This window comes from Armatimonas sp., assembly GCF_031410135.1.
Classification (GTDB): domain Bacteria; phylum Armatimonadota; class Armatimonadia; order Armatimonadales; family Armatimonadaceae; genus Armatimonas.
Map to the genome: position 1 here is coordinate 1 of NZ_JANNYP010000113.1, position 12,225 is coordinate 12,225.

Consider the following 12,225-nt stretch of genomic DNA (forward strand, 5'->3'; position numbering starts at 1 on the left):
CATTTCTGGACAGGTCGCCCCAGAGGTCATAGACTCATTCCTGACACATGGGAGGGACTTTTCACCAGATTTTACATTGGCGGGGGATGTGCAAAAACAGCCAAGCACTGCTAAAACGTTCCTTTTCGGCCACAACTTGGAGATCGGACAACTGCCATGGACCGGAGGCCACCGCCAAAAACGGTCGTTAAACCAGACTACGAGTAGACTGTCTGAATACCGCCCTGCCAAAGTGACTGCGGGAAAAGTGTTCAGGAAAACGCCTGGTCTACAATCAAGCCAAACGGTGGCACTGCTACTGCTCGAAGCACAGGGAATAAAAAATAGAATAAAAACTCTAATATTTACTTGCGGTTTTAGAATAAATACTCTATACTCCATTTCAGAGTAATTACTCTAAATGGGCAAGAGCATGGGAAACCGTAAAGCGACACGAGAGCATATTTTAGAGATCGCCCTCCGGCTCTTCAATGAGCAGGGCTGTCATGCGACTACCACCAACCATATCGCGGAGGCTGCCGGGCTGTCGGTGGGGAACCTCTACTACCACTTCAAGAACAAAGAGGAGATTGTCCGTGCTCTCTATGAGCGACTGAGTGCCGACACGCAAGCAGCGTTTGTCCTGCCTACGGATCGCCTCCCGGATCTCACCGATCTGGAGCGACTGATGCGGGTGAACTTTACGATTCTGTGGGAGTACCGCTTTTTCTACCGCGAGATCATGGCACTCCTGCAGCGCGATCCACAGCTTGCGGCCCAGTACCGCGCCCTCCGAGAGCGCGGCTTTCAGAACTTCACTGTGCTTTTTCAACAGTTCCACGCCAGCGGCATCTTTCGTCCTGCGACCACCACGGAGATTGACCAGCTCGCCGAGATCTGCTGGATCTTAAGCGAGTTCTACCTTCCTTTCGTCGAGATCGGCGGCGAGGCTCCTAATCCTGCCCATCTAGACCATGGCGTCGTCTTACTGCGCCAGGCACTCACCCCTTATTTGGAGACAAAATAATGCTACGAAAACTAACAGCAGGTGTTCTTATCACGGTTCCTGTGCTCTTTAGCGCGGGCTACTCGCTTCTCTCGGCACGCTTCGACTATCCGCTGATTCTCAAGCACTCATCTGACGAGATCTTGCGACGCTTCGATGCCCACCATGCGGCGCTCTTGCAGGGCTGGTACACGCTCTTTCTGGCGGCGGGGCTCTTTATTCCTCTCTCAACCCTCGTGGCGGATCGCTATGCCCCGCGTGCTTTGGCAAATCTCGCACGCTCTTTTGGGCTGGCGGCAGGAATCGTCCAGGCAGCGGGGCTGGCACGCTGGGTCTTTCTGGTGCCCTCGCTGGCGGCACGCTATGTCGCCACAACAGACCCGGGCGAAAAAGTCGCGCTACGTACGGTATTTGAAGCCTTTCACCACTACGCAGGCAATGGCCTGGGTGAGCACCTGGGCTATCTCTTCACCGGGCTCTGGAGCCTCTTGATCGCGCTAGGGCTGTGGGAAAAATCGCGCCCGCTCGCTATTGTCGGCGCTCTCAGCGCCTTGGCAATCTTCGCGGGCCTCCTTGAGCCTCTGGGGCTGGGTGGTGTGGGGGCAATAAACGCCTTGGGCTATGTCGCATGGTCGCTCTGGCTGATCGCACTGGGAATCAAGACCGCTCGCTCTGGGCAGAAAGAAAACAACTCATGAAACGCTTTGTTCTACTTGCTTCTATTGCCATCTTTGGCGCACTCACCACTTCGGCTTGGGCACAAGAGCCGCGGCCACTGCGCCAGCTCTCGGTCAATGGCTTTCGCTCCCCTTCGATAGGGCTGGAGTACCGGCAGGGAGCCTATAGTCTGCACACGGGCTACTACACCAGCATTCTCTCGCAAAGTGACAGCCGAAATAAGCGCTCCACAGCGTTTATCAAGACCGGCGTGAGCCACTATTTTGGGGGCGACCAAAAACGTGAGTGGTTTGTCTCGGCCGCTCATGTCCGTGGCCGAACCGAGGGCTGGAAAAAAGACGGTGCGTTTCTGGAGGCAGGTGGTCGCTGGCAGGTGGCGAAGCGGCTGGAGCTTCGGCTGGGCGCGGGGCTCTTGCTTGTCTCAGGGAAGCCCGCGCGGCTGAACCCCACTCCCGGAATCTCCTACACCATCCCTCTGCACTAAAAGAAAGAACACCAATGAAGCTAGCAAACCCCCTAACCGGCGATGTGATGACGGTGATTGAGTCCGCTGACCAGAGCCCTACACAGACCGTGCACCTGCACTTCGATCTTGCCCCAAAAGCAGCAGGCTCACCGCCGCACTTCCACCCGCGCCTCACCGAGACCTTCACCGTCGAGAAAGGCACACTCGCCGTACGCCTCGGTCAGGCCCACACCCAGCTTCTGACCGTTGGGGAGAGTGTCACGATTGTGCCTGGAACAGTCCATCGTTTCTGGAATCCAAGTGATGTACGTGTGGTCTTTCGCACCGAGGTCACCCCCGGCCAGGGCTTTGAGCGCTTCATGCGCTGCCTCTATAGCCTCGCTATCGCCGGAAAGACCGACCAAAAGGGCCTGCCTACGTCACCACTGGTCTGGGCCTGCCTACTTCTCTGGGCGGACTTTCGGTTCCCCGGAATCCCCGAGACCTTGCAAGAGCGGCTTCTTGTTGCACTCTACGGACTCGCCGAGCGACAGGGTATCGTCGAGGAACTTGCCTCTTATAGCTGCTTGATACTTCCCAGGCGTACTTTAGCAGTAATTTGAAATCCCGGCGGGCGCTGAACTCCCCCTCAACAACGCCTCTTTTCAGCGCGGTTTCCCGCCAAATTAGTCTAAATGTGAAAATATTGAAGGATATAAGGTAATGGCAAAGATATTTCCAGGACGCTACACGGCAAACACTACAGAGCCGTTTGTGGTCTTTCTCATTGGGGTGCGAGTGAATCGGTTCGCATTGGTGCACAAGTGGCTACCTGTGGTAAACGCTATGGGGCCGATGCTGAAGACGCTCTACACCCATCCCGAAAAGGGATTTTTAGGGGCGGAATACTATTTCAGCCTACGCGGACCGTTAGTTATCCAGTACTGGCGCTCCACCGACGACTTAGAGCGTTTCGCTCGAGAACCCTCGGAGCCGCATCTAGAGGCATGGAAGCGCTTCAATAAAGCGGTAGGAAAGGACGGAACAGTGGGGATCTGGCACGAGACCTATACCGTTCAGCCGGGTCATTATGAGACGGTCTATGCTAACATGCCTCAATTTGGCCTCGCGGTTGCCATGAATCATGTTCCCATTACAAGCCGAAGCGAGACGGCTCGCCAGCGGCTTGGGACTGGACTACCCTCAGAAAAGTGAACGATGAGTTAAGCAACAAGCTCCTAATCGCGAGTAACAAGAAACCGTTCGTTTCGAGAGACACTTGGGCATGAAGCGACTTCCGGTGCTACTCTGGGTGAGAACCCTCCGGGGCGCTCTGGCGGGTACAATCGGACATGCCCACTCCCTTCGACGCGACCACCAAAGAGCTGGTACGATTCCAGCCCGAAGACTGGCTCGCGCTCCTCGGTCTGCCACCTGATCCCTGCGAGCTGGTAGATGCTGACCTGGCAACCGTCTCCACAGAAGCCGACCGACTCATACGCGTCAACTCCGCCAAGCCCTACCTCGTTCACATCGAGTTTCAAGCAGGGCACGACGGATACTCGGTGCCGGGGCGAATGCTACGCTACAACGTCCTGGCGGGAGAGCAGACAGGCCTCACCGTCCTGAGCTATGTCATCCTACTCAGACCCGAGGCAGATAGCACCGCGCTCACCGGAATAGTCGAGAGATTCCGACCAGACGGCTCGCGCTACCATCTCTTCGAGTTCAGTGTCATCAGGCTCTGGAAACTCACTGCCGCAGGAATCCTACGTGGCGGCCTGGCGACGCTTCCCTTAGCACTGCTAGGAGATCTTTCCGGCACCAGCCCCGAAGAGGTAGTCCAGCAAGTGGCAGAGCGCCTGAGTACAGAGGTCGCACCTGAGAGCATCCGCAAGCTGTGGACCTCGACCTACCTCTTGGCGGGATTGCGGTACGCACCCGAAATTGCCGGTAAACTATTGGAGAAAGTAGCAGCACAAATGAAAGAATCCATGACATATCAGAAGATCCTCGCCGATGGTCGCGAGGAAGGCATCGCTCAGGGCGTGATTCAAGGCGTGGCTCAAGGTGTTGCGGTAGGCGAACGCCGCCTCTTCTTGAAGATGGCTTCGCGCCGCCTAGGTGAGCCTGATGCGGCAACCCTCGCCAGAGTTGAGCTGGCTTCGGCTATCGTGATCGAGCAGTGGGCGGAGGCATTGGATCAGGTCGAGACCTGGAGTGAGCTCGTCAAAGCCTGAAGAACGACAAAGATTTCGAGGGCGTGAGTAGTCCGTGTAGCGAAGCACGGACCACCCATGCCCTCTCATTTTTCAGGGCGTTTTTCACCCCTTCCCCATCTACCCATCGTCAAAAAAACGGTCATTAGATGAGGAACTCTCATCTACGGGTTCGAAAAATAATACCCGAAAGGGCGGATGACCGGGATTGAACCGGCTACCTCCAGAGCCACAACCTGGCGCTCTAACCAAATGAGCTACACCCGCCACGAATGCAGGCAGAATTGTATCGCGGCTCTGTCAGCTTCGCAAGTGCTCACAAAGCTCGATGATCACGCCATCGGGGTCATGACAGTAGCAGAGGCGCTTCTGGATTCCTTCGACAATGCGAAAGGGAACTGTCACAGGCGGAGAGACAAAACGTACTCCCGCCGTGCTGAGCTTCTGGTACCAGCTCTCCAGATCGCTCACTTCCAGGGCAAAGTGTCGCAAGCCCTGGGTATATGGCAGTGCATTGGGCGTCAGTGCGGTGCCCTCAGGGCTGAGATACTGTAAGAGCTCAATCCGACAGCCACCGCCCGTGGGCATCACAAAGACGCAGTGTGCATGAGCGTTTTTGCAGCCCGTCACGTCCTCGATCCACTCTCCCTGAAGCGGAACATCAAAGGTCTGGCGCATCCCTAGGAGATCCATATAGAACGCCAGGGAGCGGTGCATGTCTGCCACTACGATATTGAGGTGATTGATTGTCATACGAGTTTTTTCAGCGCCTTGACAAAGACCTCCGCCTGACGCGACATTCCTAGATCCGTGGGGTGGACGCCATCTACGGTTGCCTCACCATCGCTGCCCCACGCATTTTGCATCGGCAGATACACAAGCCCTGGAATCCCCGCCTTGGTGAGTCTCTCGACTGTCTCACGGGTGATCTTGCTGCGTGAAGGCTCTGTGGGACTGTCGAGAAAAGCATCTCCCGCGCAGAGAATAGGCGTCTGAGGGCGCTTTGCCCGTAGCTGGCGCACGAACGGCTCTAGGCGCTCTAGCACTTGTGGCTCGCTCATGTTGCGAAGGCAGTCTAGGACATAGACAGACGCGTCAATCTCACTGAGTAAGTGGGCCAGTGCCAGCTCCATCTTGCCATTGCCTGAAAAGCCCAGGTTGGTGTGAGAGCGCTCCAGTGCTCGTGCCGCGATCGCGGTGAAGGCCATCCCAGGTCGCGAGGCGCACCCACCCTGGGTGATCGACGTTCCGTAGAAAACGATCGGGCGGTGCTTACGGGGAGGTGGGGGAAGCAGCCCGGTGCCAGGCGCAAATCCCAGCTCGACTCGTAGAGTGTTGTTGTAGAGTGGCAGATAGAGGCAGAACTCACGTGGGCCGCCGCGAGCTCCTTCAAACACCACTTGATTGCCCACTTGCTGACGCGGCTGCCCAACCCCGATAAAGCGCCACTTGCCGCCGCTATCGCGCCCGTAGAGATCCACCCCTGAGACGCCTGAGGCGGGCATGTGGGGCATTGCCAGCTCGCCGCCCACCGACCAGCGCACGCCAATTTGTGGACTGGCCGTCACAAAGCGAAAGCAAATCCCCGCGCTATGGTGCGAGAGATTCCAGACCGAGGGAGGAACCAGAGCCTGCGCCGATATCGGAAGGCGATCAAAAGGTGCTGCCGTCTCCGACCAGCCTTTGCCTTCAACATCCTCGCCCCGTAGCTGTCGCCACTCTAAACCTTGTGCGTGCATACACCCCATCTCCTACAACACCAGTCCCCGAAGAAATCTCCGTCGCTGCATTCTTACATGCCCTCTTCGACAGATCATCGGGAAATTCCTGGGAAATCTTGTATAGTAATGAGGATGGAACAAGAGCCCGAGCTACCCCCCATACCCACGAAGATTCGCTTTGCCGCCCGCTACCGGGAAGCCCCTAAGGCACGCAAGGACATTAGTCTGCGCCTTTTCGTGCTCCTGATTCTGATTATCTCCGCCATGGGCTGGCAAGGCATCCGCAACATCACTCAGTTTCTCTATCTGATGGATCAGCGCTACGCCCACCCCTCGCCGTCTCCTATGCCAGATATCGAGATTCGCTTCGAGCCGCTCTCCGAGGCAGGCAAAAAGTGACACTTCGCTACGAGATGACCCTGAACGACCAGGTGGAATACAATCTCTACCTCCAAAATAAACAGTACCCTCGGCGCTCGAAACGAGCAACCGTTGGTTTTTATGTCTTGATGATCGCCATGATGGCTCTCATGCTACTTACCTGTTTATGGGAAGCAAGCTTTCGAGGGCCGCAGGTCTATCATCTCTTCGTCCTAGCATTCGTCGCATTTTTCCTCTACATTGCGTGGGCATCCACCGAAAAAGGGCAGCGCACTCTCGTCGAAAAGCAAGTTCGGAAGAACACGGAGTTCCTCAAGTATGTGGGGCAACGGGAAGTGCGATTAGAGCCCCTTGGCATTCGCTCTATTGCCGCAAGTGGGGAGCGTTTTCTGAACTGGGAGTCAGTAGCCCTGGAGCAGAGCGCGGAGGCACTCGTTTTCTCCTTGAGCTTGCTTGACTCCATTGTGGTTCCCAAGCGTGTCTTTTCCACACCGCAACATCAGGCTGAGTTTGTCGCCGCCGTTGAGCGCTTTCGTCAAGGGCAAGCCCAAGCAATCGCCGAGCCGCAGAAGCTTGCGCAGTCCTGGTACCAAAGCAAGGATCAGGTCGGCTAGCGTCTTAGGGGGAGAGTCAGCGACATACAGAGCCAAGTATACCGTGTACGAGGCGGGTACAATAGGGCATGAAGAACCTGACCCTAGTGCGCGATATGCACCAGCCCAACCCGTATGATCTCACTGCCCGCGCCGAGAAAATAGACCCGTCGCTGGATCTGTTCGCGGAGATTCTCAAGCTCAAGAAAGAGAAAAACGCGGTGATTCTGGCGCACTACTACCAGGACTCCGAGATTCAAGATCTGGCGGACTTCGTGGGCGACTCGCTGGCGCTGGCGCAGGCGGCGGCCAAGACCCAGGCGGACTGCATTGTGTTTTGTGGCGTGCACTTCATGGCCGAGACCGCCAAGATCCTCAATCCCACTAAGCCTGTTTACTTGCCTGATTTGGATGCCGGTTGCTCGCTTGCGGATAGATGCCCCGCCGATGTCTACGGCGAGTGGCTCAAGCAGTATCCGGGGCACTACGTCGTCAACTATATCAACTCCTCGGCGGCGGTCAAGGCCATGAGCGATCTGATCGTCACCAGCAGCAACGCGGCGCAGCTGGTCGCCATGATCCCCAAAGACCAGCCGATTGTCTTCGGGCCGGATCGGCACCTGGGCAAGTGGGTCGAAAAACAAACGGGTCGCGAGATGGTGCTCTGGCCGGGATTTTGTATCGTCCACGAGCAGTTCAACGCCCGGAGACTGGCGGCGATGATCAACGCGCACCCCGACGCCACCGTGATCGCGCACCCGGAGTGCGAGGAGGCCGTCCTGGACAAAGCGCACTTTATCGGCTCCACGCTGGCGCTTCTGAACTATGTTAAAACGCACCCCGAGCACAAGAAGTTTGTGGTCAACACCGAGGTCGGGATTCTGCACCAGATGCAAAAAGCCCGCCCCGATGCTGAGTTTATCTGTGCCCCGCCCAACTCTGGCTGCACCTGCGCAAGCTGCCCCTACATGCGCCTCAATACGCTCGAAAAACTCTATCTCTGCCTCAAAGACGGCCAGCCCGAGCTACAAATGGACGAAGATCTGCGCGTGAAATCCGAGGTGCCGCTACGGCGCATGCTAGAGTGGAGCGCTAAAATCCAGCCCGCCGCACCGAATAAGTAGTCGAAAAAAGGAAATTTACGATGTCAGACAAGTCATTGCGTGAGCCCGATGTCAATGGGGGGCTGATCCTAGCACTGAGTATCTTGGGGCTGTTGCTTTGTGGCCCCCTTACGCTTGTAAGCTGGATCATGGCTAACTCGGCCATCCGAACTTTGGATTTCTACCCCAGCTCCAGCCAGCGCGGCCTTGTGAAAGCAGGGCAGATTATTAGTATTATTGGGCTGATTCTGTGGATTCTGATAGTTGTCGTCAAGGTGAACGAAAGAACTCAGAGGATGCGGGGGTATGATAGTTCTTATGGGGCCAATATTACCATTAATGGCCGCCCTGCCGACCCAAACTCTCGGCATGATCGGTTCATGATTGATGCAGTCTCGCCTGGAAGAACACGTTGATATTGCAACGCAACGCTCGCGCTTCAAAGATGCGCTTAGAGCCGAACAAGTAGTTCTATGAAACATCAGACAACAAATCCGATTGCTGCACGCTATGAGACAGGCCAACGTCTTCGGCGGTTTGAGACGCTCTGGGAGACGGCGAGCGCGGAGAAAAAGCGCCAAGTCTTGCCGCTGGTCAATCAAGCGGTGATGGGCTTCTTCGCCGGTGGCCCCTCCGCAAGCGCGAAGCCACTGGACGCAGCCATTGGCGTGCTCTTTAACGGCTCCGAGAGTGTTCGCCCACACCCGTGGGGGATGCCGCTCGTTGCGACTCCCTCAGCCCGACTTCTGGACAGTGCGGCGGGACGCGTGACACTCACTATCACCCAGCTCTATACAATCCCGGAGAAGGCACCAAGCGCGACCGAGTTTTTTGTGAGCGGAAAGCCGGGCACCACACTCTACACCGCTTCCACTTCCGCAGTGGCACAACAGTTTAAAGCGTTTCCGCAGGAAATTGTCTTCCCGCTTCCTAACCTAGAGGACGACGTGACCCTCTTTGTGGAGGTTGATGCAGGGGCAGATCAGGGCCAGAATATAGCGGATCGCTTGGTGAATCTCGCGCTGGCGAAGAATCTCAAGCCACGGCTGGCGGCGCTGGAGAATTCGGTGGAGCCGTCGGTGGTGCATTTGTTGGGAATCTTGAAGAAGCTCGCGGCGGGCGAGCCGCTGGAGACGGACTTTCCGGGGCTGAAGCTCCTGCTTGATGCCGAGGCGGCGGCGAAAAATGCGCCGCTGTGGGGAAAGAAAACGGCGGGGCAGTTCTGGCTGATGCTCAATAAGGCACCCGTGCGGCTACTTGCACCGAAAGCGGTGGAATCCGGCAAGCCCCTGCCGCTGGTGATCGCGCTCCACGGTTCGGGCGGCTCTGAGAACATGTTCTTCGATACTTACGGCGCGGGCAAGATTATGCGGCTCTGTGAAGAGCGCGGCTGGCTGCTGCTGACTCTGAGAAACGGCGCGGGACTGAGCGCACTCCCCGAGATGCTTGCGGAGCTGGGCAAGCTCTATTCCTATGATACAAAGCGCGTCTTTCTCACGGGCCACTCCATGGGGGCGGCGATGGCAGTGCAGGCGGCGCAAGCGAATCCGAAGGTTTTTGCTGCGGTCGCGGTGCTGGGCGGTGGGGGAGCGGTGCGAAATGCGCCCGACACGCTGCCGCCGTTTTTAGTTGGGGCAGGGGCATCGGACTTTGGCAAGCCGATGGCACAGAGCCTCGCCAAAGCCCTCAAGACCGAGTGCAAGATCTATCCGGACTGCGAGCATTTGACGGTTGTTCAGGATGCTCTAGACGATGTGATCCGTTTTTTTGAGCAACCAAATCGTCGCTGACAAGTCTTATCCCACGGAGGAAAGCAACATGGGATTATTTGGCCCCAGTAAAGAAGAAGTGTGGCAGCAGCTCTGCCAGGAGATCGGTGCGGAGTTTGTAGAGGGTGGGTTCTGGAAAGGCAACAAAGTCGAGCTTGATGTAGGCGAAATGACGATCACGCTGGATGTTTACAGCGTCCACGCCAACAACGCGACGCACTACTACACCCGGATGCGTGCCCCCTACATAAATCGGGATGGGTTTCGCTTCAAGGTCTACCGCAACAACGGTTTCGCGTTTATGCGGCGGCTCTTTGGTGTTCCCGATATCGAGCTGGGCTTTGTTGAGTTCGATGAAAAGTACGTCATTCAGGGCACTGACACCGGAAAGCTGACCGCACTCTTTGCCAGCGCCACGCTTCGGGAGCAGCTCACGGCCGATCCGAGTGTCTGGCTGGAAATCAAAGACGACGAGGGCTGGTTTGCCACCAAATTTCCCGAGGGCGTGGACGAGCTCTACTTCAGTGTCGGAGGTATTGTCAAAGACATCGAGCGGCTTAAGGGATTCTTTTCCGTCTTTACCGAGACGCTTCAGCAGCTTCAGAAAATCGGCTCGCTGGAAAAAGGCGATCCCGGAGTTGTGCTACAATAGCGGAGAGGGATTTTATAGTGTCAAGTACACCACGTGAGCCAGGGGTCAACGGGGGACTCATACTGGCGCTGAGTATTCTTGGGCTTCTACTGTGTGGCCCACTGACAATCATCAGTTGGATTATGGCTAATGCCGCCTTGCGCACACTGGATTACCATCCCGGCTCCAGCCAGCGTGGGCTGGTGCAGGCGGGACAGATCATCAGCATTGTCGGAATCGTCTTATGGGTACTGTTTGCCTGGACTCGCCTCAGCAACCTCCCGTCGCAGCGTTCCTACATGCCAACAACCTATATTGGAGGCAAACCTGTGGAATCTGTGGGCGGGCGCGTTTACGTGAATGGGAAGCCTGCCGATCCGAGCACTCCTGAAGGCTCGTTGGCACTGCATCTTCAAACACAGCCAGGTAAGAAATGAAGGCTGACGCACTGGTTCGGCGTGTCGCACAGGGAGCGCTGGAAAAGACCGTACGCTCGCTGGCGGCAATTCCGACACGGCACACGCTCTCCGGGGCACGCGGCGCGGATGCGGCGGCGGCGTGGCTGGAAAAAGAGCTGAGGAGCTACGGCGGCAATCTTCAAGTGGCGCAGCAGCGGTGGGTGCAGCCTGCAGGCGGGCGGATGACCAAGTCGCAGGAGCTCGGCAATGTGCTGGCGACATTGCCAGGCACGGATATGCCTGAGCGCGTGATCGTGGTCTCGGGGCACTACGACTCTCGGGTAACGGATGTGCTGGATGCAACCTCGCCCGCGCCCGGTGCCAACGACGATGCCTCGGGCGTGGCAGTGGTGCTGGAGTGTGCGCGGCTCATGGCGAATCTGAAGCCGCGCTGTACGGTGATTTTTGCCGCAGTGACGGGCGAGGAGCAGAGCCTGCTCGGGTCGGCCCAGCTGGCAAAAAGCCTCAAAGAGCAGGGCAAGCAAGTGGTCGCCATGGCGACCTATGACATTGTGGGCAACTCCGTGAACCAAGAGGGAAAGCGCGACGACAAGCACATTCGGGTCTTTTCCACATCCGAGGAGCTAGGGGAGCTTCCCACCCAAGCCACGCGTCGGAAAAGTTTGGGCACCGATGGCGACTCACCCGCACGGACTCTCGCCCGGGCAATTGCGGACTCGGCACGGCGGCAGGTGAAAGGAATCTCGGTTTCGCTCACGCTGCGCAACGATAGATACGGGCGCGGCGGGGATCATAGCTCGTTTCTGGCGGCAGGCTACCCGGCATCGGTGCGCTTCACGGAGCCGGGCGAGGACTGGCGGCACCAGCACCAAGATCTGAGAGTGGAGAAAGGTGTCAAGTACGGCGACCTGCCCGAGTTTGTGGATTACGCCTATCTGACACGCGTGACCCAAGTGGCTCTCGCGTGGCTCTCGGAACTAGCCGATGCCCCGCCCGCGCCCATCCGCGCGACGCTCAAGCAAGACCTGAGCAACGCGACAACGCTCACGTGGTCGGCGGTTGCGGGGGCGGTAAGCTACGACGTTCTCTGGCGACGAACCACCGAGCCTGACTGGAGCGGACAGAAAGCCTTTTCCGCCACACAAGCCACCCTGCCTCTCTCAAAAGATGACTATCTTTTTGGCGTGCGTGCTGTTGGCCAGAACGGTGCACGTGGTCTCCCCACTACCATCGGGCGGTAGCCAGAAAAAATCGGCTCTTTGACAAATAGTGGGGTCAGGT

At 57.3% G+C, this 12,225-nt stretch carries 17 protein-coding genes and 1 tRNA gene; 15 read left to right on the plus strand and 3 right to left on the minus strand.

The window, feature by feature from the left end:
* From RMO15_RS04200 to RMO15_RS04230, 7 genes are all read left to right on the plus strand, one after another.
* Positions 1-391, plus strand: a 391-nt coding sequence (locus tag RMO15_RS04200; protein WP_309708225.1) for a hypothetical protein, incomplete at its 5' end; no start/stop codon positions are given.
* A gap of 21 nt (positions 392-412) precedes the next feature.
* Positions 413-1,006, plus strand: coding sequence for a TetR/AcrR family transcriptional regulator (locus tag RMO15_RS04205; RefSeq protein WP_309708228.1), 594 nt, complete (start codon positions 413-415; stop codon positions 1,004-1,006).
* Positions 1,006-1,683: a DUF4386 domain-containing protein gene (locus RMO15_RS04210; RefSeq protein WP_309708231.1), complete on the plus strand. Its 678-nt coding sequence runs from the start codon at positions 1,006-1,008 to the stop codon at positions 1,681-1,683. The genes RMO15_RS04205 and RMO15_RS04210 overlap by 1 nt, the downstream gene beginning before the upstream one ends.
* Positions 1,680-2,147, plus strand: a complete 468-nt coding sequence (locus RMO15_RS04215; protein ID WP_309708234.1) for a hypothetical protein — start codon at positions 1,680-1,682, stop codon at positions 2,145-2,147. The genes RMO15_RS04210 and RMO15_RS04215 overlap by 4 nt, the downstream gene beginning before the upstream one ends.
* A gap of 14 nt (positions 2,148-2,161) precedes the next feature.
* Positions 2,162-2,731 (plus strand): cupin domain-containing protein, encoded by a 570-nt coding sequence (locus tag RMO15_RS04220; protein ID WP_309708236.1) that lies wholly within the window; start codon positions 2,162-2,164, stop codon positions 2,729-2,731.
* A gap of 100 nt (positions 2,732-2,831) precedes the next feature.
* A complete protein-coding gene (locus RMO15_RS04225; RefSeq protein ID WP_309708239.1) occupies positions 2,832-3,323 on the plus strand; it encodes a DUF4188 domain-containing protein in 492 nt (163 codons plus the stop codon).
* A 137-nt stretch (positions 3,324-3,460) separates the two neighbouring features.
* A complete protein-coding gene (locus RMO15_RS04230; RefSeq protein ID WP_309708241.1) occupies positions 3,461-4,348 on the plus strand; it encodes a hypothetical protein in 888 nt (295 codons plus the stop codon).
* Between the two features lie 172 nt (positions 4,349-4,520).
* Here the strand turns inward: RMO15_RS04230 and RMO15_RS04235 are convergent.
* The 3 genes from RMO15_RS04235 to RMO15_RS04245 all read right to left on the minus strand — a co-directional run bounded on the left by RMO15_RS04235 (position 4,521) and on the right by RMO15_RS04245 (position 6,066).
* A tRNA-His gene (locus tag RMO15_RS04235) sits at positions 4,521-4,594 on the minus strand.
* A 33-nt stretch (positions 4,595-4,627) separates the two neighbouring features.
* Positions 4,628-5,080: a VOC family protein gene (locus tag RMO15_RS04240; RefSeq protein ID WP_309708243.1), complete on the minus strand. Its 453-nt coding sequence runs from the start codon at positions 5,078-5,080 to the stop codon at positions 4,628-4,630.
* Positions 5,077-6,066 carry an SGNH/GDSL hydrolase family protein gene (locus RMO15_RS04245; RefSeq protein ID WP_309708245.1) on the minus strand — a complete coding sequence of 330 codons (990 nt, stop codon included), beginning with the start codon at positions 6,064-6,066 and terminating at the stop codon, positions 5,077-5,079. The genes RMO15_RS04240 and RMO15_RS04245 overlap by 4 nt, the downstream gene beginning before the upstream one ends.
* A 114-nt stretch (positions 6,067-6,180) precedes the next feature.
* Here RMO15_RS04245 and RMO15_RS04250 point away from each other — a divergent pair, with 114 nt between their 5' ends.
* The 8 genes from RMO15_RS04250 to RMO15_RS04285 all read left to right on the plus strand — a co-directional run bounded on the left by RMO15_RS04250 (position 6,181) and on the right by RMO15_RS04285 (position 12,185).
* Complete coding sequence (locus RMO15_RS04250) at positions 6,181-6,447, plus strand: hypothetical protein (RefSeq protein WP_309708247.1); 267 nt, start codon at positions 6,181-6,183, stop codon at positions 6,445-6,447.
* Positions 6,444-7,043, plus strand: coding sequence for a hypothetical protein (locus tag RMO15_RS04255; protein WP_309708249.1), 600 nt, complete (start codon positions 6,444-6,446; stop codon positions 7,041-7,043). The genes RMO15_RS04250 and RMO15_RS04255 overlap by 4 nt, the downstream gene beginning before the upstream one ends.
* A 68-nt stretch (positions 7,044-7,111) precedes the next feature.
* Positions 7,112-8,146, plus strand: coding sequence for a quinolinate synthase NadA (gene nadA / locus RMO15_RS04260; protein WP_309708252.1), 1,035 nt, complete (start codon positions 7,112-7,114; stop codon positions 8,144-8,146).
* Between the two features lie 20 nt (positions 8,147-8,166).
* Positions 8,167-8,541, plus strand: coding sequence for a hypothetical protein (locus RMO15_RS04265; RefSeq protein ID WP_309708255.1), 375 nt, complete (start codon positions 8,167-8,169; stop codon positions 8,539-8,541).
* A gap of 57 nt (positions 8,542-8,598) precedes the next feature.
* A complete protein-coding gene (locus RMO15_RS04270; protein WP_309708257.1) occupies positions 8,599-9,915 on the plus strand; it encodes a dienelactone hydrolase family protein in 1,317 nt (438 codons plus the stop codon).
* A gap of 28 nt (positions 9,916-9,943) precedes the next feature.
* Positions 9,944-10,546, plus strand: coding sequence for a hypothetical protein (locus tag RMO15_RS04275; RefSeq protein ID WP_309708260.1), 603 nt, complete (start codon positions 9,944-9,946; stop codon positions 10,544-10,546).
* A gap of 17 nt (positions 10,547-10,563) precedes the next feature.
* Positions 10,564-10,962, plus strand: coding sequence for a hypothetical protein (locus RMO15_RS04280; RefSeq protein ID WP_309708263.1), 399 nt, complete (start codon positions 10,564-10,566; stop codon positions 10,960-10,962).
* Entirely contained in the window at positions 10,959-12,185 is a 1,227-nt protein-coding gene (locus RMO15_RS04285) for a M20/M25/M40 family metallo-hydrolase (RefSeq protein WP_309708265.1), read from the plus strand. The genes RMO15_RS04280 and RMO15_RS04285 overlap by 4 nt, the downstream gene beginning before the upstream one ends.
* Positions 12,186-12,225 lie beyond the last annotated feature (40 nt).

Coding starts and splice junctions, on each gene's coding strand:
- RMO15_RS04265 (WP_309708255.1), top strand. CDS start 8,167: ATGTCAGACAAGTCATTGCGTGAGCCCGATGTCAATGGGGGGCTGATC.
- RMO15_RS04215 (WP_309708234.1), top strand. CDS start 1,680: ATGAAACGCTTTGTTCTACTTGCTTCTATTGCCATCTTTGGCGCACTC.
- RMO15_RS04240 (WP_309708243.1), bottom strand. CDS start 5,080: ATGACAATCAATCACCTCAATATCGTAGTGGCAGACATGCACCGCTCC.
- RMO15_RS04230 (WP_309708241.1), top strand. CDS start 3,461: ATGCCCACTCCCTTCGACGCGACCACCAAAGAGCTGGTACGATTCCAG.
- RMO15_RS04245 (WP_309708245.1), bottom strand. CDS start 6,066: ATGCACGCACAAGGTTTAGAGTGGCGACAGCTACGGGGCGAGGATGTT.
- RMO15_RS04210 (WP_309708231.1), top strand. CDS start 1,006: ATGCTACGAAAACTAACAGCAGGTGTTCTTATCACGGTTCCTGTGCTC.
- RMO15_RS04220 (WP_309708236.1), top strand. CDS start 2,162: ATGAAGCTAGCAAACCCCCTAACCGGCGATGTGATGACGGTGATTGAG.
- RMO15_RS04205 (WP_309708228.1), top strand. CDS start 413: ATGGGAAACCGTAAAGCGACACGAGAGCATATTTTAGAGATCGCCCTC.
- RMO15_RS04250 (WP_309708247.1), top strand. CDS start 6,181: ATGGAACAAGAGCCCGAGCTACCCCCCATACCCACGAAGATTCGCTTT.
- RMO15_RS04270 (WP_309708257.1), top strand. CDS start 8,599: ATGAAACATCAGACAACAAATCCGATTGCTGCACGCTATGAGACAGGC.
- RMO15_RS04275 (WP_309708260.1), top strand. CDS start 9,944: ATGGGATTATTTGGCCCCAGTAAAGAAGAAGTGTGGCAGCAGCTCTGC.
- RMO15_RS04285 (WP_309708265.1), top strand. CDS start 10,959: ATGAAGGCTGACGCACTGGTTCGGCGTGTCGCACAGGGAGCGCTGGAA.
- RMO15_RS04225 (WP_309708239.1), top strand. CDS start 2,832: ATGGCAAAGATATTTCCAGGACGCTACACGGCAAACACTACAGAGCCG.
- nadA (WP_309708252.1), top strand. CDS start 7,112: ATGAAGAACCTGACCCTAGTGCGCGATATGCACCAGCCCAACCCGTAT.